A 20,793-nucleotide genomic window follows, 5' to 3' on the forward strand; every position below is an offset into this window, starting at 1 on the left:
ATTCCGCTGATAAAATCATAATTGTTAAACCCCTTCATCCAAGGAGCCATAGAAAAAGGTGAAAGCTGACCCCGCTTTCGCCTTTTTCATTTTTGCTGATTTTCCTTCTTTCTTGAACTTTTGTCATATTTATGAAACCTTTACGTAAATAAATCGTATGAAAAGTTATAGAAAGAGTGCTAGGGAAGGGGAGAGAGAAATGGTCAGCTTAAAGCGGATTTATACAATCGCAGGGCTAATTCTGGCAATTGTTATTTTAAGTATAGTTGCCTTTACAACATGGTACACCGTCGATGAATCGGATCAGGCAGTCATTTTAACATTTGGGAAAGTGGAGGAAGGCATTACGGAGCCGGGACTTCATTTCAAACTGCCATGGCCTGTCCAAACCGTGGAGAAGCTTTCAAAGGAAACCTTTTCGCTCCAGTTTGGATATGAAGAAAAGGATGGAGAAATAAAGGATTTTCCTGATGAGACAAAGATGATAACCGGTGATGAAAATATCGTTCTGGCAGATCTGGTGGTACAGTGGAAAATTACGGATCCGGAAAAATATCTTTATAATGCTGAAGATCCAGAAGAAATCCTATATGATGCTACTTCCTCATCCTTAAGAAGTATTATAGGGGGATCTAAAATTGATGATGCACTAACTTCAGGAAAAGCAGAAATTGAAGCGGATGTCAGAGAGCTCCTAACCTCTTTAATTGGCAAATATGATATTGGCATATCCGTTCTTGCAGTCAAACTGCAGGATGTGGAACTGCCGAATGATGATGTCAGAAAAGCCTTTACGGATGTAACGGATGCGAGGGAAACCGCCAATACCAAAAAAAATGAAGCAGAAAAATATAAGAACCAGAGAATGAATGAAGCAGAAGGTGAGAAGGAGGCTCTTGCCTCCAAAGCGGAAGGTGAAAAAGCGGCCCGTCTGGAAAGAGCACGTGGAGATGTGGCAGTATTTAATAAATTGTATGGAGAATATAAGAATAATCCTGATATCACAAGAGAGCGGCTTGTCATTGAAACGCTGGAGCAAGTCCTTCCAGGTGCTGAAATTTACATTATGAATGACGATGGAAATACAATGAAATATTTCCCGATCAGGCCGCTTGAGAAAGAACAGGCCAAACCGAAAGAGGAAGCTGGTGAGGATAATGAGTGATCAAAATGTGGTAAATATCAATGAACGGGGCGGGAATTTCCAGTGGAAAAGTTATACCAAACTTGGACTCATCCTTGTGCTTGTCGTTGCCGCACTCGTAATTCTTTTCAGCAACCTTTTTATTGTAAAGGAAGGGGAGTACAGGGTCATCCGTCAATTTGGAGAGGTAGTCCGGATTGAGAGCGAGCCTGGATTAACATACAAAATACCATTTATCCAAAGTGTTACCACGCTCCCTAAATACCAAATGACTTATGACGTGTCCGAAGCTGAAATCAATACAAAGGACAAAAAGGTTATGATTATTGATAATTATGCAGTATGGAAAATTGATGACCCGAAGAAAATGATCTCAAATGCCAGAACATTGGAGGGAGCGGAGGCCAGAATGGAAGAATTCATCTACTCTGTGACCCGCTCCGAATTGGGCCGGCTGAATTATGATGAAATAATTAATGATGAAAAGTCATCAAGGGGATCATTGAATGATCAAATTACTACTAAAGTGAATGAATTGCTTTCTAATGATAACTATGGAATCACAGTAACAGATGTACGAATTAAACGAACAGATTTACCTTCTGAAAACGAACAGTCCGTGTACACCAGAATGATTTCAGAGCGCCAGTCAACAGCCCAGGAATACTTGTCCAAGGGTGATGCCCAGAAGAATATCATCATTGCTGAAACGGACAGGAATGTCAGGGAAATGCTGGCCAAGGCCCAGGCGGATGCTGAAACGATCCGGGCGGAAGGAGAAGCGGGAGCTGCGAAAGTCTACAACGAAGCCTTCTCAAAGGATCCTGAATTTTATTCCTTGTACCGCACGCTAGAATCATATAAAAAGACCATTAATGGTGAAACTGTAATTGTTCTCCCTTCGGACTCACCATATGCCCGACTGCTGATGGGGTATACGGATTAATAATTTTTAACCCAAAGCCGTTATTTTTCTTTCTCTATCTGCTCATGATAGAATAAAGGAAAATAACGGCTTTTTTATTGTGGGCAAGGCGCTTGCGCTTTTCTAGTTAGATAACTGTCTAGCTTCAGGCGCCATCAGCTCTAGGGTCTAGGCCAATCCGTCTAAAAGGTTAAAGAACACCCTTTCAGCCGGCTTGTCATATGCTTGAGGCCCACAGGACATGGAAGGCTTCGTCAGCATAAACATCGCACGACCGAAAGCGATAGCTTTTGGGAGGATGTGGGTTATGCAGACGTTGCCACAGGACGTGGCGTTTTTAGTCTGCGTGCCTTTATTAAGCGGGCGCCTTCCGCTTTTCTGATAGGAGGAGATATTAGTTGGATAAAAAAAAGCTTGTTCTGATTGATGGCAACAGCATAGCTTATCGGGCATTTTTTGCTCTGCCGCTTTTAAACAATGATAAAGGAATACATACAAATGCTGTCTACGGATTTACCATGATGCTGCAAAGGATTCTCGAGGATGAAAAACCAACTCATCTTCTTGTGGCGTTCGATGCCGGAAAAACAACCTTCCGCCATAAAACCTTCAGCGAGTATAAAGGCGGAAGGCAGAAAACACCGCCTGAGCTATCAGAGCAGTTCCCCTATATCAGAGAACTTCTTGATGCTTACGGGATTTCCAGATATGAACTGGAAAACTATGAAGCGGATGATATTATTGGAACACTGTCCCTGCATGCCGAAAAAGATGGCTATGAAGTTAAAGTTATATCTGGGGATAAGGATTTAACACAGTTAAGTTCTGATGCTGTAACAGTCAGCATTACCCGCAAAGGCATTACTGACATTGAAGAATACACACCAGCTCATATAGAAGAGAAATACGGAATCACAGCTGACAGGATTATTGATATGAAAGGCCTAATGGGAGATAGTTCCGATAATATCCCAGGAGTTCCGGGAGTTGGGGAAAAAACAGCCCTTAAATTGCTGAAAGAGTTTGGAACCCTTGAAGAGCTCTTGGATTCTGTTGATAAGGTGAGCGGGAAAAAACTGAAAGAAAAGCTGGAAGAATTCAGGGATCAAGCTTTAATGAGCAAAGAACTTGCCACTATCACCAGAGAAGCCCCTGTTGAAATTAAAATTGAAGATGTTGAATATGAAGGTTTTGATAAAGAAAAAGTTATAAACATCTTTAAAGAATTAGGCTTTAACTCTTTACTGGAAAAGCTGGGCGGTGACACAGAAGCGGTCGAAGAGAAACTTGAAGAAATTGAATTTATCATTGCGGATGAGATTAAGGAAGAGATGTTTACCGATGAAAATGCATTTTATGTTGAGCTTCTAGAAGATAATTACCATTATGCAGACATCATTGGTTTTTCCGTTGCGAATGATAAGGGGAATTTTTTCTTCTCCAAAGAAACGGCCTTAAAGTCAGATGTTTTTAAAACGTGGGCTGAAGATGAAACGAAAAAGAAGACAGTCTATGATGCCAAAAGATCGGAAGTTTCACTCCGGCATCATGGAGTTCATCTAAAAGGTGCCGATTTTGACCTTTATATTGCTTCTTATCTTATTAACCCATCTCAGACTATTGAAGATATGGCCTCTATAGCAAAAAATCATGGCTATAATGCGATTCAATCTGATGAAGCTTTTTACGGAAAAGGAGCAAAAAGGCGGATTCCGGAAGAAAAGGAACTCGCCGGGCATTTGGCAAGGAAAGCAGCGGCCTTGATGACATTGAAGGAAAAATTGGATAGTGAATTGAAGGAAAACCAGCAATCCGAGCTTTTTTATGACCTGGAAATGCCGCTGTCTCTGATTTTGGCTGATATGGAATCAACCGGTATTAAAGTGGATCTTGAGCGCCTGAAAACAATGGGACAAGACCTGCTCTCCAAATTGGATGAAATCGAAAAGCGCATACATGAGCTTGCCGGAGAAGCGTTTAATATCAATTCTCCAAAACAGCTCGGTGTGATCCTTTTTGAAAAATTAGGGCTGCCTGCCATTAAAAAAACAAAAACAGGGTATTCCACATCTGCTGATGTTCTGGAGAAACTAGAGAACAGCCATGAAATTATCCGGGACATTCTGCATTACCGCCAGCTTGGCAAACTTCAATCCACTTATATTGAAGGCCTGCTTAAGGTGGTTAACTATGAAACAGGCAAAGTCCACACCAGATTTAATCAGGCTCTTACACAGACAGGAAGGTTAAGCTCAACAGATCCGAACCTGCAGAATATTCCGATCCGTCTGGAGGAAGGGAGAAAAATCAGGCAGGCATTTGTCCCTTCAGAACCTGGCTGGGCCATCTTTGCAGCAGACTACTCGCAGATTGAACTGAGAGTACTGGCTCATATTGCGAATGATGAAAAGCTGATTGAAGCATTTATTGAAGATATGGATATTCACACGAAAACGGCAATGGAAGTATTCCACGTTAATGCCGATGAAGTTACATCCAATATGAGGCGCCATGCAAAGGCCGTAAACTTTGGAATTGTCTACGGAATCAGTGATTATGGCCTGTCCCAAAGCCTGGGTATCACACGGAAAGAAGCGGGTAAATTTATTGACCGCTATCTGGAAAGTTATCCTGGCGTTAAGCAGTATATGGATGATATTATCCATGATGCTAAACAAAAGGGATATGTCTCGACCCTTCTTCACAGAAGAAGGTATCTGCCTGAAATCACAAGCCGAAACTTCAACCTGCGAAGCTTTGCAGAACGAACCGCCATGAATACACCAATCCAGGGAAGCGCGGCCGATATAATAAAAAAAGCCATGATTGACATGGCTGACCGCCTAAGAAAAGAAGAACTCAAAGCACGCCTTCTGCTGCAGGTTCACGATGAACTGATCTTTGAGGTGCCAGAGGATGAAATAGAAACGCTCAAAAAAATCGTACCGGACGTTATGGAAAATGCAGTAGAATTGAAAGTTCCGCTAAAAGTGGATTATTCCTTTGGGCCAACGTGGTTTGATGCGAAATAAAAGTTGGTCTTGAGGAAATTACTTTGCAAGTAATTCACCTAAAATGATTTTTCTTGTTGTGATATGCTAAGTGCTATTAAAGATCGTGTTAATTGGAGTGGAAGGTGCGGGACTCCTGCGGGAGTGGCGAACCCAGGGAGACCCCACAGGTGCATAGCGCCGAGGAGGCTCCCGGAAGCCCCGCGGAAAGCGAGTGCCTGCAGCGGAAATTAACACCCCGGCAAACAGGATTCAATATATATCATAAAGCAAAGTCCAAAGCATTTTTAACTGATTTACAAAGGAGGGAGGACCATGCCTGAACTTCCTGAAGTTGAAACGGTCAGAAGAACATTGCAGGAATTGGTCATCGGCAAAACCATTGCACATGTTTCGGTTTTCTGGCCCAAAATGGTTAAGCATCCGGAAGAGCTTGTTCAATTCAAGGATGCTTTAGCAGGCCAAATTTTTCAGGACATTGGCAGGAGAGGAAAGTTTCTAATACTCTATACCATTGATTATGCCCTTGTGTCCCATCTGAGAATGGAAGGCAGGTACGGACTTTTTTTAAAAGAAGAGCCTGTTGATAAACATACTCATGTGATTTTTCATTTTACAGATGGCACAGAGCTCAGATATAAGGATGTCCGTAAATTTGGAACGATGCACTTATATGCAAAGGGTGAAGAATTTAAGACTCTTCCGCTGGCACACCTGGGACCGGAACCATTTGGAGAAGAGTTTACGGCAGAAGATCTTGCTGCAAGACTTGCACGGACCACCCGCAATATCAAAACTGCACTTCTCGATCAGAAAACGATCGTAGGGTTAGGAAATATTTATGTCGATGAAGCATTATTCCGTTCACGAATACATCCTGAAAGAGCGGCAAATAGTTTAACAAAAAGCGAATTGGAGACACTTCACAAAGAGATTGCAGATACCCTGAGGGAAGCGGTTGATAAGGGAGGGAGCACCATTCGCTCCTATGTTAATTCCCAGGGGCAAATTGGCATGTTTCAGCTTGAACTTTATGTGTATGGGCGAAAAGGGGAAGATTGCAAAGTCTGCGGAAGCACGCTTGAGCGGATCGTGACAGGAGGCAGAGGGACAGTCTATTGTCCAGCATGCCAGAAAAAATAATAATGCAGAATAGAGCTGAAATGCGTTTCGAATAACATTGGATGGGCTTCTTCCATATACTATCGTAGCGATTGACAGGAAGGAGCTCTATTCTATGGCGCATACATTCTCTCTTTTGATACTTGCTTTTGCTGTCAGTCTTGACAGTTTTAGTGTCGGTTTAACCTATGGCTTAAGGAAAATGAGCATACCATTTAAATCGATCAGTATAATCGCTTGCTGTTCAGCTTTAACATTAATGGCTGCCATGACTATTGGCCATTTTATAGAAGCCTTTTTATCTCCGGCTTTAGCTGAAAGTTTTGGGGGAGTCATACTTATTTTTCTTGGTGCCTGGGTACTTTATCAATTTTTCAGGCCGGAAAAGATTAAGGATGTCCTGCCGCATGAAAAAACGATTGTGAACCTGGAAATCAAATCTCTTGGGCTTGTCATTAATATCCTGAAAAAGCCGATGTCCGCTGATTTTGACAAATCCGGAACCATCACAGGAATTGAAGCACTGATGCTCGGGCTCGCTTTATCCCTTGATGCTTTCGGAGCTGGGATCGGTGCAGCTATGCTTGGGTACTCGCCTTTCTACCTGGCAATGACAGTCGCCGTTATGAGTTCTCTGTTTGTGTTTATGGGAATGCAAGTAGGATCCCTCTTCTCCAAAAGCGGGTGGGTCCATAAGTTCTCATTCATCCCTGGAATTATTTTAATCGTAATCGGGATATTAAAAATCTAGCATTTTATATGAAAGGAACACACTATGTCACTGACTGTAGGTTTGACAGGCGGGATTGCAAGCGGGAAAAGCACCGTTTCATCTCTCCTCATCGAAAAAGGATACACTGTAATCGACGCGGATATAGAAGCCAGATTAGCTGTTGAAAAAGGAGAAGAAGCTTATCAGGAAATTGTCCGTCATTTTGGGGAAAGGGTTCTGCTCAAAGACGGTTCAATTGATCGTGCGGAACTGGGCTCCATTATTTTTCATGATGAAAAAGAGCGGAAAGCCTTAAATAGCATTGTACATCCTGCTGTCCGCAAAAGAATGACAGCCAAAAAGGAACAAGCAATCAGCCGTAATGAACAGATGATTATTTTAGATATACCGCTTTTATTTGAAAGTAAATTACAATACATGTGCGACAAAACATTATTAGTTTATGCAGATGAAGGTATACAGCTGCAGAGGCTGATGCAAAGAAATCAGCTTTCCGAGAAAGAAGCAATGGCAAGAATTCATTCCCAAATGCCTTTAAGAGAAAAGAAGGCATTGGCCGATGCTGTAATCGATAATAATGGCAGGATTGAAGAAACAGAGAAACAATTGTGGGATATTTTAAGAAAATGGAATGCTATCTAAGGGCCTGTCACAGGCTCTTTTTTGTTGCATTTAATACCCAATTAGTATGACAAAAATAAACTATATGTTTCTGATTTTTAGACCATTACCCCATAAAACATGGTGAAAGTAAAGGGTTTATATTTCTGAATTGTTAAACATTAAAAAATCCGCATTTAATTCATCACAAATGATTTTATATATGTTATACTAATTACATCTTAGGGTAACAAAAAGTATAACACTAATGCGGAAGGGGCCGTAACATGAAGGCGAGAATAGCGATTAACGGTTTTGGAAGAATTGGACGTATGGTTTTTAGAAAAGCCATCCTTGATGAAAATCTTGAAGTGGTTGCCATAAATGCAAGTTATCCAGCTGAAACTTTGGCACACTTAATTAAATATGATACAAACCACGGACCATTCGAAGGAAGTGTTGTTCCTGAAGACAATGCTATTGTGGTGAACGGAAAAAGTGTTAAGCTTGTCAGCAGCCGAAATCCTGAAGAGCTTCCGTGGAAAGAATTGAACATCGATATCGTCATTGAAGCAACAGGAAAGTTTAATTCACGTGATAAAGCAGCTCTTCACCTTGAAGCCGGAGCTAAAAAAGTAATTCTGACTGCTCCTGGAAAAAATGAAGATGTGACTATTGTTATGGGCGTAAATGAAAGCGCATTAAAAATTGAAGAACATGATATTATTTCTAATGCTTCATGTACAACAAACTGTCTTGCACCTGTTGCAAAAGTCCTTGATGAACAATTTGGCATTGAAAACGGACTTATGACAACAGTTCATGCATATACAAACGACCAAAAAAATATTGATAACCCGCATAAGGATTTACGCCGGGCGCGTGCTTGCGGACAGTCCATAATCCCGACTTCCACTGGTGCCGCTAAAGCTTTGTCGCTGGTATTGCCTCACTTAAAGGGCAAATTGCATGGAATGGCACTCCGTGTCCCAACGCCTAACGTTTCATTAGTTGACCTCGTAGTGGACTTAAAGCGCGACGTTACATTAGAAGAAGTGAATGCGGCATTTGCAACTGCTTCACAGGGATCGCTGCACGGTATCCTTGATATTACTGACGAACCATTGGTTTCAATTGATTTCAACACAAATGAACACTCTGCCATCATCGATGGATTATCTACAATGGTAATCGGCACCAGCAAAGTAAAAGTACTTGCATGGTACGATAATGAGTGGGGTTATTCCTGCCGTGTTGTAGACTTAACAAAATTTGTTGCACAGGAACTTTTCCAGGCATCTGCAGTAAAAATTGGATAATCGCCAATTTCTCTTAATATAAAACTACCCATACCCTTAAAGCCTGCCATTCCCCGGCAGGCTCCTTTTATTGGACAGAATTAAATCCTGAGAAGGACAAAGCCTTCAGAAATTTTGCCAAAAAAAATGTAAAACAATGTGTTGCAAAAAGAAATTAAACAAAGTATACTAATCCTCGTGAACTTCTCCGAGGTTTTGGTATGGTAGCTACTTAAAGGGTTAGGACCTCTCTGGACTAACTTTCCCCCGTGGTAGTTATGGACCAGTTTAAATCTGGAATTTCATTAATTAATAGCTTAAAAGTTTAAAGGGGGAAATTTGAATATGGAAACTATGGGTCGTCACGTAATCTCAGAACTTTGGGGATGCGATTTTGAAAAGTTAAATGATATGGATTTTATTGAGCAGACATTCGTAAATGCTGCATTAAAATCTGGTGCTGAAATTCGCGAGGTTGCATTTCATAAATTTGCACCACAGGGTGTAAGCGGAGTGGTTATCATCTCTGAATCTCATTTAACTATTCACAGCTTCCCGGAGCATGGCTATGCCAGCATTGATGTGTATACGTGTGGAGATCTTGACCCTAACATCGCTGCAGACTTTATTGCAGAATCGTTAGGAGCTCAAACGCGTGAGAATATCGAAATTCCTCGCGGTATGGGTCCAGTTCAAGTTAAACAAGCTCAAGTACTTTAATAACAGAATGATCTTAGGCAATCCAGAGGTGTATTCAATACACCTCTTTTTATTTTGTTTAATACTCTGCCACTACCTTTAGTATCTTCCTCAAAAATAGTACAATAAGGATACATAATAAATATCGGAGGAAAGAGGATGTCTATTTTCAGGCAGCTTGCCAGCCGCTATAAAAAGCAGTGTGAAACAAATGAAAACCACTCTGATCCTGAGCTCACTACAAGATATTATAGAACCAATACAGCTCAAATGATGCAAACGATTGAAGATTTATTTAAAGCAGACCAGAATGTGAACATTCTCAGCATTTCCAGAGAACGCGGCGAGATAGCAGCAGAAATTAAGAAAAATAAAGCTTGTTTTGCCATTGTCACAGTCGTGACTGTCAGGCCTTTCGAAACGGCTGTAGATATCAATATCTCAACTGAGCAATCCTCCCCGGCAGGTGTCCACCCAATCCTTAAGGGAGAAGTTCTTTCCATTTATGAAAAGGTGAATAAACGGCATGATTTTCTCGGTTCTGCAGAAACGCAGATAAATAGTTGTACTTGTACTGACAACTCCTTTTTTATAAGATAAGAGTATCAAATAAAATTCGGTAATTGATCTAACGCCAGCAAAATAACTTACTTATAAAAGAATTCGGAGCTGATTGTATGAGATGCCCTTCATGCCAAAACAATAATACCCGTGTTCTCGATTCCCGTCCTGTTGATGACAGCAGATCCATTCGGCGCAGAAGGGAATGCGAGAAATGCGGGTACCGGTTTACGACTTTTGAAAAAGTGGAAGAAATTCCTTTAATTGTTGTGAAAAAAGAAGGCACCAGAGAGGAATTCAGCCGGGAAAAAATACTTAGAGGCCTTATTAAGGCATGTGAAAAGAGGCCGGTTGCCCTAAAGGACCTGGAGGAAATTACTTTTGAAGTGGAAAAAGAGCTCCGCAGCAACGGTGTCTCTGAAATAAAAAGTGATGAAATTGGCGAAATGGTCATGGACAGGCTCGCAAATGTGGATGATGTGGCATATGTTCGTTTCGCATCGGTTTACAGGCAATTTAAAGATATCAATGTTTTTATTGATGAACTCAAAGAATTAATCAAAAAAGAACACTCTTAAATCAGGTCAGTTGCCGCTGTCCCTGATTTCGAATGAAATAGTTTGATGGGCTGAAGGATTTCTTTGGCTCTTTTTTTACGGTATATGTTTTTGATATTAATCAATGTGATAAATATTCTTAATAGAAAAAGGTGAAATACCATGGCCCAGCATTGGCAGGAGATGCTCCCCATTGATCGATATACAGTAGCAGCCAGCGGGCTTTTGCATGATTATGACCGAAAAGTGCTGACGCTGTTATACCAGCCGCTCATTGGCTCTGTGTGCTTCAGTTTATATATGACATTATGGGCGGAACTTGAAGAAAATCGGCTATGGTCATCTTCTAATTCACACCATAGTTTAATGAATTTCATGGACATGGGGCTTAAGGATATATATGAAGCCCGCCTTAAGCTTGAAGGGATAGGACTTTTAAAGGTATACGTAAACAAAGATGAAGAGACAAGGTCATTTATTTATGAACTGCTTCCCCCGCTGACACCTGAACAATTTTTCCTTGATGGCATGCTTAATATTTATCTTTATAAGAAATTGGGCAGAAACCAATTTATGAGGCTTAAACGCTTCTTCTCAGAACAGAAGGTGAAGACAGCTACAGGGTATGAGGAAGTAACCAAGGCTTTTCAGGATGTATTTCAATCAGGACACCCTGGTTCTTTTGAGATTGACGATGAAGTGGTGCAGCTGATGAATGAATCAGAGGTGGAAGGGTATATTGGAAGGCAGGAGCAGGAAGGTATTCAAATCGGGAATGAAGATTTTAATTTTGAACTGCTTCAGGCAGGGCTGAATGAATCACTAGTACCGAAAAAGGCCATTACAGTTAAAGTAAAGGAATCTATCAGCAATCTTGCCTTTTTGTACGGAATCGACCCCATTCAAATGAAAAATATCGTCATCAGCGCAGTAAATGAAGATAATGAGATAAACATTGATGAGTTGAGAAAATCTGCACGGGACTGGTATCAATTCCAAAACCAGGACCAGCTGCCATCCCTGATTGACAGGGTTCAGCCTGCCATCCATCAGACTCATAAAAAACAGCCTGAAACGCAGGAAGAAGAGTTGATCCGTTATTTGGAAATCACCTCACCAAGGCAGCTATTAAAAGATATATCAGGAGGGGCAGAGCCATCAAAAGGCGATATGCAGATCATTGAAGATGTCATGTTTCAGCAAAAGCTTTTGCCAGGGGTAATTAATGTACTGATTCAATATGTTATGCTCAAAACAGATATGAAATTGACCAAAGGCTACGTAGAAAAAATAGCTGGCCACTGGGCTAGAAAGAAAATAAAAACACCCCAGGAAGCTATTGCTTTAGCTAAGAAAGAACACCGTCAATACCTGGATTGGGCGGAAGGAAAGAAAACAGCCAGCACAACCGGTAACAAAAAGAAGCCAATCAGGACAGAGATGCTTCCGGACTGGTTTGATGAAAAAAGCAGTTCATCAGCCAAAAAGAAAGAGCCCCAGCAGCAAATAAGCGAAAAGGATCAGTATGAGCTGGAAATGAAGAAAAAGGAGCTTCATGAAAAATTAAAAAAACTGCGTTCACAGGAGGTGACTGATTGATGGAGAAAATTAATGAAACATTAAGGCGCCTTGCGGGCAATGAAGGTTTTCAAAAAAGGTATGAAAGGATGAGAAACCAAACGCTTAATCACCCTGAAGTGAAGGCTTTTATCCAAACTCATCAAGATGAATTGACATCTGAGATGGTTGAAAAGAGCCTTAGCAAACTCTTTGAGTATACACAGCAGAGCAAGGAGTGCAATAAATGTTCAAGCTTGGAGGGCTGTGTGAACTTTATGCAGGGCTATCATCCGGAACTTGTGATTCAAAGAGGATCGGTCGATCTGAAATATGATAAGTGCCCGCGCAAGGTCATGCACGATGAGAAGCGGAGAAATGAAAAATTAATTCAGAGCTTATATGTACCATCTGATATCCTTCATGCCACTTTTGATTCCATATATGATGATGACGATCGTATTGAGGCCGTTGATAAGGCGGCATCTTTTGTTATGGACTACCAGCCGGGATCCAAGGGAAAAGGAATTTATTTTTATGGGAAATTCGGTGTAGGAAAATCTTATTTGCTTGGTGCTATCGCCAATAAGCTTGCAAGCCAGAAAGTATCCTCCATGATTGTCTACGTTCCTGAACTATTCAGGGAATTGAAAAATTCAATTGGAGATCAAACTCTTAACAGCAAAATTGAAACCATTAAAAAAGCACCGGTTTTAATGTTTGATGACATTGGTGCAGAAACCATGTCCAGCTGGACAAGGGATGAGATTTTAGGGCCGATTCTGCAGTTCCGCATGCAGGAAAGCCTGCCAACTTTCTTTACTTCCAATTTCGACCTGCAGGGTCTTGAACATCATCTCTCCTACAGCCAGCGCGGAGAGGAAGAGAAAATGAAGGCAAGGAGAATCATGGAGCGCATTAAATACCTTGCTGAACCAGTGCTTGTAGAAGGACCGAACAGAAGAGTATAATCTGAAAGCTGCCGATAAAGTATCCGGCAGCTTTTGTTATAAAGTAAGAAATCATTCCTTTGAACTTTGATACTGTCTAGCTTCGGCAGCGTATACATCGCACGATCGAAAGCATTAGCTTTTGGGAGGACGTGGCGTTTTTAGTCTGCGTTCCTTCATGGGCAAGGCGCTTCCGCTTTTCTTATAGTTTAATGCACTAAAAGGCTAATCCCACTTCTAACTTGGCCAAGTCCGCCATATACATAGAACAGAGATTTGTATAAAGGGGGGATTTGGTTGATCGAAATCATTTTCCAAAGCAGCACGGATGCGAGGAATTTTTATGAGCATCTTTATGTGCAGCTGCAGTCTTTTTGTCAATGTGATAATAATATTCTTCATTTTGAAGATCGACATATAGTCAGAGTCTCTGCTGGAAATAACGGCAATGTCCTGAATATTGTTAAGGAAGTATTTTTTCAATTTATAGTGAACCAGAAGCAGGATGATTGGTTTAAACGGATACTGATGGAGCATTATTATTATGAGGATGAAGGTGAACAGCAGCAGATTCTTGAAATCATTCACTCTATTTTGGAAGGAAGCAGGGAGGATCTTGCTGCGTTTGTCAGTGGCCTGGATGTAAAAGAAAGCTTGAGGAGCGCAATTGATCAGCTGTTTCAGAATAACATTTCCTTTTCTTTTGATTCTTTTGTAAAATTCCGAATGCGGCCGCTTATGAATGAAATGACCAAATACGTTGAAGTTTCCATCGATGAATATAAAATGGAGCAGGAATATCAGATGTTTATTCATACATTGAGGGACTTCCTGTCAGGAAAGCAGCCAAAGATTAATACGATCCATGTCGTGATGGATGAAGGTGTTTATTTTTATGATGAGCACTTGTGCGAAATTAAACGCGGAGAGCTATTAAGAATGATTGACCGCAAGCTATTATCCAATCATCCTGTATACGTGGATTCTGTTACGATTGCGCCGCTGCTCTCAATCGCACCTTCAGCCATTTATCTGTATTCAGATGATTTCGAGCAGCCGCTGGTCAGAACAATCCGCAATATTTTTGAAGAAAGACTTGAATTAAGCTCTATTGAAGCCTTTTATAATTATCAAAACGCCCATTCTTATGCCGATGATGAAAAATGTAAAAGATACCCTTGATTTTCCTGAAATAACAAACTATAATAACGTACATATTATAAAAATCGAGCAAAAGTTGCGATGAGGATATGGGTATTCTGATACGGTTTAAAGAGAGGGAAGGCAGGGCTGAAACCTTCCTAACACGATTCGAATGCTTACCGCCTCTGAACTCCAGCCAGGAAATGGGCTGGCGGGAAAAAAAGACCGTTATCTTACTACAGAGTCGTTTTTCTTCTAAGAGAACGAGAAGTAGGGTGGAACCGCGTGTTAAATACAACTCGTCCCTTTTTTAGGGACGGGTTTTTTTATTTTTTCAAGTGTATAACCCGTTTTAGGAGCAAAATCTGAATCCAGCTCCAGCGCCTAGCCCCTCGAGGTCACAAGTTTGTCTAGTTGCGGCTCCAGGGGACGAAAGACTAACCCATCCCTTTCAGAAGGAGAAAACGCCTTCTTGCAGGGCTTGTCTTCGTCCCTGGGCAGTCGCCTCCACATTTCGGGGATCCTTCAAAAAAGGAAAGAACGCCTTTTTATGAGGCCCGCCTTGTGCTTGTCGGGGCTGATCAAGGCGCTTGCGCTTTATCGCAGTCTAACGGACAGTATATACCCATGCAAGTTGGTTACACTCGATAAGTATGTATGGATAACTGCCCGTAAGGCCCGATAAGTTCAACTAACAATCAGGAGAAAATGACTCCTGATTGGAGTTTCACTTTATAAATAAGGAGGAAATATCATGTCAGAAGTTGTTAAAGTTTCGTTTCCAGATGGAGCTGTAAAGGAGTACCCTAAGGGAACGACAACAGAAGATATTGCAGCTTCGATCAGCCCGGGCCTGAAGAAAAAGGCAATTGCCGGCAAGCTGGATGGAGAAATGTATGATCTTCGCCGTCCAATCGAAAAGGATGGAGCTATTGAAATTGTAACACCGGACTCAAACGATGCGCTGGAGGTTCTTCGCCACAGTACTGCCCATCTAATGGCGCAGGCAATCAAGCGTTTATATAAAAATGTAAAGCTTGGGGTAGGTCCTGTCATTGAAGGCGGATTTTATTATGACATCGACCTCGAAGAATCACTTTCACCAGAAGACCTTCCTGTGATAGAAAAAGAAATGAAGAAAATCATTAATGAAAACCTTGACGTTGTCCGCAAGGAAGTCAGCCGTAATGAGGCGGTTCAGATGTACAAGGAAATTGGTGATGAATACAAGCTTGAACTGATTGAAGCCATTCCTGAAGATGAAACAGTGACAATCTATGAGCAGGGCGAATTCTTTGATCTCTGCCGCGGAGTCCACGTTCCATCGACCGGCAAACTAAAAGAGTTTAAATTATTAAGTATTGCTGGCGCCTACTGGAGAGGCGACAGTGACAATAAGATGCTTCAGCGCATTTATGGAACAGCTTTCTTTAAGAAAGAAGACCTGGCCGAGCATTTGCGTCTCCTTGAGGAAGCGAAAGAGCGTGATCATCGTAAAATCGGCAAAGAGCTTAACTTGTTCATGAATTCGCAAAAAGTCGGACAGGGCTTGCCTATGTGGCTTCCAAAAGGGGCAACAATCCGCCGCAATATCGAGCGCTATATCGTTGATAAGGAAGAAAGACTGGGCTATGACCATGTATATACTCCGATCATGGGAAGTGTAGATCTTTATAAAACATCCGGGCACTGGGATCATTATCAGGAAGATATGTTCCCTGTAATGGAAATGGATAACGAACAGCTTGTTCTTCGTCCAATGAATTGCCCGCATCATATGATGATCTATAAGAATGGCATCCACAGCTACCGTGAACTGCCAATCCGTATTGCTGAGCTTGGAACAATGCACCGCTATGAAATGTCAGGAGCACTATCCGGCCTTCAGCGTGTACGCGGCATGACTCTGAACGATGCTCATATTTTTGTCCGCCCTGACCAGATTAAGGAAGAGTTTAAGCGCGTAGTACACCTGATTCTTGAAGTATATAAAGACTTCGATATCAATGACTACTCATTCCGTCTTTCCTACAGAGATCCACAGGATACTGAGAAGTACTTTGATGACGATGAAATGTGGGAAAAAGCACAGGCAATGCTTAAAGAAGCCATGGATGAAATCGGCCTTGATTATTTTGAGGCAGAAGGTGAAGCAGCTTTCTACGGTCCGAAGTTGGATGTTCAAGTTAAAACTGCTCTTGGAAAGGATGAGACATTATCCACTGTCCAGCTGGACTTCTTGCTTCCTGAACGCTTTGACCTGACTTATGTAGCCGAAGATGGAAAGCCTCATCGTCCGGTCGTTATCCACCGCGGTGTCGTTTCCACTATGGAGCGTTTTGTGGCATTCCTGATTGAAGAGTATAAGGGAGCATTTCCAACATGGCTTGCCCCGGTTCAAGTTCAGGTCATTCCGGTTTCTCCTGATATTCACTTTGATTATGCAAAACAAGTCCGGGAGCAGCTTCAGGCAGAGGGCTTCCGCGTAGAGCTGGATGACCGCAATGAAAAAATCGGCTATAAGATCCGTGAAGCTCAAATGCAAAAGACTCCATACATGCTTGTTGTGGGGGACAATGAAGTAGCTGAAAAAGCTGTCAATGTCCGTAAATATGGAGAGCAAAAATCAGAAACAGTTTCATTTGAAGACTTCATCTCAGCATTAAAAGCAGAAGTTAAACGATAATTATGAAAAAGTGCTGCACGAGCTGCAGCCCTTTTTTGTGAAGTTTTTGTGACAGCCGCAGAATCTGTAATACCCAAGTCAGCTGTGCAAACCAGAAAGTTGGCATTAAATTCATTTTGAAAAAATGTTGAAATCATATTGCCAAAAGCGATTAATTTTGTTATGCTTTTCTTCGTTGTGATAAAAGTTATTCGTTTGACACGAAATCATACTTTGTGATATAGTAGCTAAGGTAAATTGAATACAGTTTGAGGAAAAGAAGAAGCACCCGCTTCTCACCTGATTGACGCAAAGTGCAGTTGGCAGGTTTTACGTGAACATTTTCTGTTTATATACGTAAGTGTGGGTGTTTTCATCCGCACTTTTTTATTTGGTTAAAAACAGCTCTGCTTCCGCTCCGGAAGAGAAATGTTGCATAACTTGCGATTCAGCTTTGGTCCGGTGCAGCTGGCAGCTTAAAAGTTGTCTGCTCCAGCAGGCGCTTGCGCTTTTCTTGACCCAAACGTTGTGTTCGCATTAAACCTTGGAGGTGTCTAGCTATTAGCAAAGATATGTTGTTAAACGAGGGCATTCGCGCCCGCGAAGTCCGTCTTATTGACCAAAACGGCGAGCAGTTAGGTATTAAATCAAAATTCGACGCACTTGAAATTGCTTCTCGTGCCAATCTGGATCTTGTTCTGGTTGCACCGAATGCGAAACCTCCGGTAGCCCGTATCATGGACTACGGAAAGTTCAAATTCGAGCAGCAGAAGAAAGATAAAGAAGCTCGCAAAAACCAGAAGATTATCAGTATTAAAGAAGTTCGTCTTAGCCCGACTATTGAAGAGCATGACTTTAATACAAAGCTTCGCAATGCTATTAAATTCCTTGAAAAAGGCGATAAAGTAAAAGCATCGATCCGATTTAAAGGTCGTGCCATTACGCATAAGGAAATTGGCCAGCGTGTTTTAATCCGGTTTGCACAAGCATGCAATGAAGTTGCAGTAGTGGAATCGCATCCAAAAATGGATGGCCGAAGCATGTTTATGGTCTTAGCACCGAAAAACGACAAGTAAGAGGAGGAATTCCCAATGCCAAAAATGAAAACTCACCGCGGCGCTGCTAAGCGTTTCAAAAGAACAGGTTCTGGTAAACTGAAGCGTTCTCATGCTTACAGAAGCCATATGTTCGCTAACAAATCTCAAAAGCAAAAGCGTAAGCTTCGCAAAGGAACTCTTGTTTCTTCAGGCGATTACAAGCGCATCCGTAACTTACTAGTAAATCTTAAGTAATATCTCGAAATTAGGAGGGAAATAATATGCCACGTGTAAAAGGCGGTACAGTTACTCGCAAACGTCGTAAAAAAGTCATCAAATTAGCTAAAGGTTATTTCGGTTCAAAACATACATTATACAAAGTTGCTAACCAGCAGGTTATGAAATCCCTAATGTATGCATACCGCGACCGTCGCCAGAAAAAGCGCGACTTCCGCAAACTTTGGGTTACTCGCATCAACGCAGCAGCTCGCATGAACGGTCTTTCTTACAGCCGTTTAATGCATGGTTTAAAGCTTGCTGGCATCGAAGTTAACCGCAAAATGCTTGCTGAATTAGCAATCGCTGACGAAAAAGCATTTGCTGAATTAGCATCAGTTGCAAAGCAGCAGCTTAGCAAGTAATAATTATTCATAAAATAGCCATTCCCTTAAATGTGGGAATGGTTTTTATTTTGCTTTAAATGGACAGAAGCTTTTGTTTCATTTAAGCTCAATACAGACTTAATACATATAAAGGAGAAAGCTCATGGTCAAGACAATTGCTCTTATCTATCTGATTATGAATGTGGCTGGTTTTTATCTGATGAAGCTTGATAAGGAGAAGGCGAAACGGAATCAGTATCGAATCAGCGAAAAAAATCTCTGGATCACAGCCATTTTGAGCGGGGCTGCGGGAATGACTCTTGGAATGAAGGCTTTCAGGCATAAAACAAAGCATGTGCAGTTTAAATGGGGACTGCCTATTCTGGCGATGCTTGAAGCAGGCTTACTTGTGTACCTGATTATTCTCTTGTCATAAACAATCAGGGCTATCCATAAGCTTTAGGGAACAGCAGGAATGACATCGGGGAGAGGTGAAGGCATGAATGATCAATTGACTCTATTGTTTGCCATGGCAGAGACTGCTGGAATTCTTGCTCCCATTGCTTTTATCTTTTTTCATATCATCAGGCAGTTTCTATTCATTCCGGTACCGCTTGTCTGCATAACTGGAGGAGTTCTGTTTGGAAGTTTTTTTGGTTCTGTTTTCTCCATTGCAGGACTGATGATCAGCAGCATTCTTTTTTATTTCTTGATCACAAAAATGCCGAGGACACATGAAAAGCTTTCATTACTAAGAAAGCGGTGGTTCGGGGAATACCGGAATTTGACTGTCGGTCAGGTTGCGGTTTTAAGGCTCATCCCTTTTATTCATTACCATTTATTGAACTTTTGTCTTATGGAGAGGAATAAGGGTTTTGATCAATATTTGAAAAATTCTTGGATCACCAATTTGCCGCTGGCTGTTTTTTATACCGTTTTCGGAGAATTCATCAGCCGATTCACTCCTTCAATGGTTATTCTGATTTTGCTTTCCCTTTCTGTTTTAGTATTTGTGCTGAGGGAAAAGGTGACTGTCATTAAATGGAAGGAATTCTTTAAAGCAGCATAAAAAAAACGTTCGGGGCTGCCGAACGTTTTTTTTATAAATGGTTTTTAATTTCATCTCCTGGTGAAGCTGTTTTATGCATAAATTCCTTCACAGGGCTTTTCCAGTCAATTTTTGCAGTGGGATAGGCCTCGGTTATCTTTCTTTCTATAAAAAGAAAATCCTCCCTTACCATCCCTTTAAGGGCCGATGTATTGTGCGGCCAGATGAAAATGGAGACCACATCAAAGGCATTGTCCGTGGTTCCCAGATATTTTTCGCCCTCAAATAAAACCCCTTTATACGTAATCAGGAAGTTCTTCCTGACATTTTCCTGGTCATCCCAAAAATAATATCGTTTCTGTTCGTGGGCAAGCTCGAGCTTTCTCTTAGAATTCAGCAGATATTTTACCGCGGTGTATATAAGAAAAAGAATCAGAGCAAACAATAGCATACGCAGGAGCCACATATTAACCAGCCCTCCATTATTATTTTCCTTACTTTACGGATGAGATTAAAAAAAGTTTCAACCTTTTTGCGATTTGTTATAATTTTTTTGATAGGCAATGTTTTGTATGTTAATCATTTATTTCTTATAGGATGGTGGAAAATGAATTATCAGCTATTATTTCAAATGCAAAAAGGGCTGGACAGCCATATAGAATCAAATCATGGTTTAGAGGAAGAAGATTTATTTGAACGTAAGGTGCTTGCGCTGCTGGTTGAATTGGGAGAGCTTGCAAATGAGACAAGATGCTTCAAGTTTTGGAGCCTTAAGCCATCCTCCCCTCAGGAAACAGTATTGGAAGAGTTTGTAGACGGTATACATTTCATTTTATCACTTGGAATTGAATGCGGATTTGATGCTGAAAAGGAATATGCTGTTCCTTTGGAAAAGGCAGAGTCAGTGAATGGCCAGTTTTTGTCTGTATATGATGAAATCGGACAGTTTCGGACTAGCCGTTCCCTAGCCGATTATAAAGAGCTTATTGCTGCCTATTTGCAGCTAGGGGAAATGCTTGGTTTTAACTCTTCAGATATAGAAAAAGCATATATAGATAAAAATGAAGTAAATTATAAAAGGCAGGCTGAAGGATACTAATCCTGCAGGTCCGCCTGCAGCCGGAGTAAATATCCGTCTGAT

General features: G+C 41.3%; 21 protein-coding genes and 1 other annotated feature. Of the genes, 20 read left to right on the forward strand and 1 reads right to left on the reverse strand.

Translation table 11 applies throughout. The features are described from left to right. Positions 1-199 precede the first annotated feature (199 nt). The 19 genes from hflK to MKY20_RS08815 all read left to right on the forward strand — a co-directional run bounded on the left by hflK (position 200) and on the right by MKY20_RS08815 (position 19,673). Positions 200-1,165 carry an FtsH protease activity modulator HflK gene (gene hflK / locus MKY20_RS08725; protein ID WP_009333230.1) on the forward strand — a complete coding sequence of 322 codons (966 nt, stop codon included), beginning with the start codon at positions 200-202 and terminating at the stop codon, positions 1,163-1,165. Next, positions 1,158-2,090, forward strand: a complete 933-nt coding sequence (hflC, locus tag MKY20_RS08730; RefSeq protein ID WP_251266948.1) for a protease modulator HflC — start codon at positions 1,158-1,160, stop codon at positions 2,088-2,090. The genes hflK and hflC overlap by 8 nt, the downstream gene beginning before the upstream one ends. Before the next feature lie 377 nt (positions 2,091-2,467). Then, entirely contained in the window at positions 2,468-5,101 is a 2,634-nt protein-coding gene (gene polA, locus MKY20_RS08735) for a DNA polymerase I (RefSeq protein WP_251266947.1), read from the forward strand. A 294-nt stretch (positions 5,102-5,395) separates the two neighbouring features. After that, complete coding sequence (gene mutM / locus MKY20_RS08740) at positions 5,396-6,223, forward strand: DNA-formamidopyrimidine glycosylase (protein ID WP_009333227.1); 828 nt, start codon at positions 5,396-5,398, stop codon at positions 6,221-6,223. Positions 6,224-6,317: 94 nt separating this feature from the next. After that, on the forward strand, positions 6,318-6,953 hold the full coding sequence (ytaF, locus tag MKY20_RS08745) for a sporulation membrane protein YtaF (RefSeq protein ID WP_009333226.1): 636 nt from the start codon (positions 6,318-6,320) through the stop codon (positions 6,951-6,953). A gap of 24 nt (positions 6,954-6,977) precedes the next feature. Then, positions 6,978-7,577: a dephospho-CoA kinase gene (gene coaE, locus MKY20_RS08750; RefSeq protein WP_009333225.1), complete on the forward strand. Its 600-nt coding sequence runs from the start codon at positions 6,978-6,980 to the stop codon at positions 7,575-7,577. A gap of 245 nt (positions 7,578-7,822) precedes the next feature. After that, on the forward strand, positions 7,823-8,854 hold the full coding sequence (locus MKY20_RS08755) for a glyceraldehyde-3-phosphate dehydrogenase (protein ID WP_009333224.1): 1,032 nt from the start codon (positions 7,823-7,825) through the stop codon (positions 8,852-8,854). Positions 8,855-9,178: 324 nt separating this feature from the next. After that, on the forward strand, positions 9,179-9,553 hold the full coding sequence (gene speD, locus MKY20_RS08760) for an adenosylmethionine decarboxylase (protein ID WP_009333223.1): 375 nt from the start codon (positions 9,179-9,181) through the stop codon (positions 9,551-9,553). Positions 9,554-9,691: 138 nt separating this feature from the next. Continuing rightward, positions 9,692-10,132, forward strand: coding sequence for a hypothetical protein (locus tag MKY20_RS08765; RefSeq protein WP_341000874.1), 441 nt, complete (start codon positions 9,692-9,694; stop codon positions 10,130-10,132). 77 nt (positions 10,133-10,209) lie between these two features. Further along, positions 10,210-10,671 carry a transcriptional regulator NrdR gene (gene nrdR / locus MKY20_RS08770; protein ID WP_217025958.1) on the forward strand — a complete coding sequence of 154 codons (462 nt, stop codon included), beginning with the start codon at positions 10,210-10,212 and terminating at the stop codon, positions 10,669-10,671. A 141-nt stretch (positions 10,672-10,812) separates the two neighbouring features. After that, positions 10,813-12,249 carry a replication initiation and membrane attachment family protein gene (locus MKY20_RS08775; protein ID WP_009333220.1) on the forward strand — a complete coding sequence of 479 codons (1,437 nt, stop codon included), beginning with the start codon at positions 10,813-10,815 and terminating at the stop codon, positions 12,247-12,249. Continuing rightward, complete coding sequence (gene dnaI / locus MKY20_RS08780) at positions 12,249-13,178, forward strand: primosomal protein DnaI (protein WP_217025984.1); 930 nt, start codon at positions 12,249-12,251, stop codon at positions 13,176-13,178. The genes MKY20_RS08775 and dnaI overlap by 1 nt, the downstream gene beginning before the upstream one ends. Positions 13,179-13,454: 276 nt before the next feature. Continuing rightward, the gene (ytxC, locus tag MKY20_RS08785) at positions 13,455-14,339 is read left to right on the forward strand and encodes a putative sporulation protein YtxC (RefSeq protein WP_019383088.1); all 885 of its coding nucleotides are present in this window, start codon (positions 13,455-13,457) and stop codon (positions 14,337-14,339) included. 715 nt (positions 14,340-15,054) lie between these two features. After that, the gene (gene thrS, locus MKY20_RS08790; RefSeq protein ID WP_009333217.1) at positions 15,055-16,986 is read left to right on the forward strand and encodes a threonine--tRNA ligase; all 1,932 of its coding nucleotides are present in this window, start codon (positions 15,055-15,057) and stop codon (positions 16,984-16,986) included. A 250-nt stretch (positions 16,987-17,236) separates the two neighbouring features. Further along, positions 17,237-17,360, forward strand: a sequence feature (ribosomal protein L20 leader region). Positions 17,361-17,537: 177 nt separating this feature from the next. Further along, the gene (infC, locus tag MKY20_RS08795; protein WP_009333216.1) at positions 17,538-18,041 is read left to right on the forward strand and encodes a translation initiation factor IF-3; all 504 of its coding nucleotides are present in this window, start codon (positions 17,538-17,540) and stop codon (positions 18,039-18,041) included. A 15-nt stretch (positions 18,042-18,056) separates the two neighbouring features. Beyond that, positions 18,057-18,257, forward strand: a complete 201-nt coding sequence (gene rpmI, locus MKY20_RS08800; protein ID WP_009333215.1) for a 50S ribosomal protein L35 — start codon at positions 18,057-18,059, stop codon at positions 18,255-18,257. Between the two features lie 26 nt (positions 18,258-18,283). Then, positions 18,284-18,643 (forward strand): 50S ribosomal protein L20, encoded by a 360-nt coding sequence (gene rplT, locus MKY20_RS08805; protein ID WP_009333214.1) that lies wholly within the window; start codon positions 18,284-18,286, stop codon positions 18,641-18,643. A 124-nt stretch (positions 18,644-18,767) separates the two neighbouring features. Next, entirely contained in the window at positions 18,768-19,040 is a 273-nt protein-coding gene (locus tag MKY20_RS08810) for a DUF1294 domain-containing protein (protein ID WP_019383089.1), read from the forward strand. Positions 19,041-19,103: 63 nt separating this feature from the next. Continuing rightward, positions 19,104-19,673 (forward strand): TVP38/TMEM64 family protein, encoded by a 570-nt coding sequence (locus tag MKY20_RS08815; protein WP_019383090.1) that lies wholly within the window; start codon positions 19,104-19,106, stop codon positions 19,671-19,673. A gap of 31 nt (positions 19,674-19,704) precedes the next feature. Here MKY20_RS08815 and MKY20_RS08820 read toward each other — a convergent pair whose 3' ends face one another. Next, positions 19,705-20,118, reverse strand: coding sequence for a hypothetical protein (locus MKY20_RS08820; protein WP_009333211.1), 414 nt, complete (start codon positions 20,116-20,118; stop codon positions 19,705-19,707). A 141-nt stretch (positions 20,119-20,259) separates the two neighbouring features. Here MKY20_RS08820 and MKY20_RS08825 point away from each other — a divergent pair, with 141 nt between their 5' ends. Beyond that, positions 20,260-20,751 carry a dUTP diphosphatase gene (locus MKY20_RS08825; RefSeq protein WP_009333210.1) on the forward strand — a complete coding sequence of 164 codons (492 nt, stop codon included), beginning with the start codon at positions 20,260-20,262 and terminating at the stop codon, positions 20,749-20,751. Positions 20,752-20,793: the final 42 nt, after the last annotated feature.

The organism is Cytobacillus sp. FSL W8-0315 (assembly GCF_038002905.1).
Classification (GTDB): Bacteria; Bacillota; Bacilli; order Bacillales; family Cytobacillaceae; genus Cytobacillus; species Cytobacillus pseudoceanisediminis.

Excerpts from the sequence above, each read along its gene's own strand:
- dnaI (WP_217025984.1), top strand. The coding sequence starts at position 12,249 with ATGGAGAAAATTAATGAAACATTAAGGCGCCTTGCGGGCAATGAAGGT.
- MKY20_RS08815 (WP_019383090.1), top strand. The coding sequence starts at position 19,104 with ATGAATGATCAATTGACTCTATTGTTTGCCATGGCAGAGACTGCTGGA.
- thrS (WP_009333217.1), top strand. The coding sequence starts at position 15,055 with ATGTCAGAAGTTGTTAAAGTTTCGTTTCCAGATGGAGCTGTAAAGGAG.
- ytaF (WP_009333226.1), top strand. The coding sequence starts at position 6,318 with ATGGCGCATACATTCTCTCTTTTGATACTTGCTTTTGCTGTCAGTCTT.
- hflC (WP_251266948.1), top strand. The coding sequence starts at position 1,158 with ATGAGTGATCAAAATGTGGTAAATATCAATGAACGGGGCGGGAATTTC.
- MKY20_RS08810 (WP_019383089.1), top strand. The coding sequence starts at position 18,768 with ATGGTCAAGACAATTGCTCTTATCTATCTGATTATGAATGTGGCTGGT.
- rplT (WP_009333214.1), top strand. The coding sequence starts at position 18,284 with ATGCCACGTGTAAAAGGCGGTACAGTTACTCGCAAACGTCGTAAAAAA.
- MKY20_RS08755 (WP_009333224.1), top strand. The coding sequence starts at position 7,823 with ATGAAGGCGAGAATAGCGATTAACGGTTTTGGAAGAATTGGACGTATG.
- MKY20_RS08820 (WP_009333211.1), bottom strand. The coding sequence starts at position 20,118 with ATGTGGCTCCTGCGTATGCTATTGTTTGCTCTGATTCTTTTTCTTATA.
- MKY20_RS08825 (WP_009333210.1), top strand. The coding sequence starts at position 20,260 with ATGAATTATCAGCTATTATTTCAAATGCAAAAAGGGCTGGACAGCCAT.
- MKY20_RS08765 (WP_341000874.1), top strand. The coding sequence starts at position 9,692 with ATGTCTATTTTCAGGCAGCTTGCCAGCCGCTATAAAAAGCAGTGTGAA.
- speD (WP_009333223.1), top strand. The coding sequence starts at position 9,179 with ATGGAAACTATGGGTCGTCACGTAATCTCAGAACTTTGGGGATGCGAT.
- nrdR (WP_217025958.1), top strand. The coding sequence starts at position 10,210 with ATGAGATGCCCTTCATGCCAAAACAATAATACCCGTGTTCTCGATTCC.
- infC (WP_009333216.1), top strand. The coding sequence starts at position 17,538 with ATGTTGTTAAACGAGGGCATTCGCGCCCGCGAAGTCCGTCTTATTGAC.
- coaE (WP_009333225.1), top strand. The coding sequence starts at position 6,978 with ATGTCACTGACTGTAGGTTTGACAGGCGGGATTGCAAGCGGGAAAAGC.
- mutM (WP_009333227.1), top strand. The coding sequence starts at position 5,396 with ATGCCTGAACTTCCTGAAGTTGAAACGGTCAGAAGAACATTGCAGGAA.
- hflK (WP_009333230.1), top strand. The coding sequence starts at position 200 with ATGGTCAGCTTAAAGCGGATTTATACAATCGCAGGGCTAATTCTGGCA.
- rpmI (WP_009333215.1), top strand. The coding sequence starts at position 18,057 with ATGCCAAAAATGAAAACTCACCGCGGCGCTGCTAAGCGTTTCAAAAGA.
- MKY20_RS08775 (WP_009333220.1), top strand. The coding sequence starts at position 10,813 with ATGGCCCAGCATTGGCAGGAGATGCTCCCCATTGATCGATATACAGTA.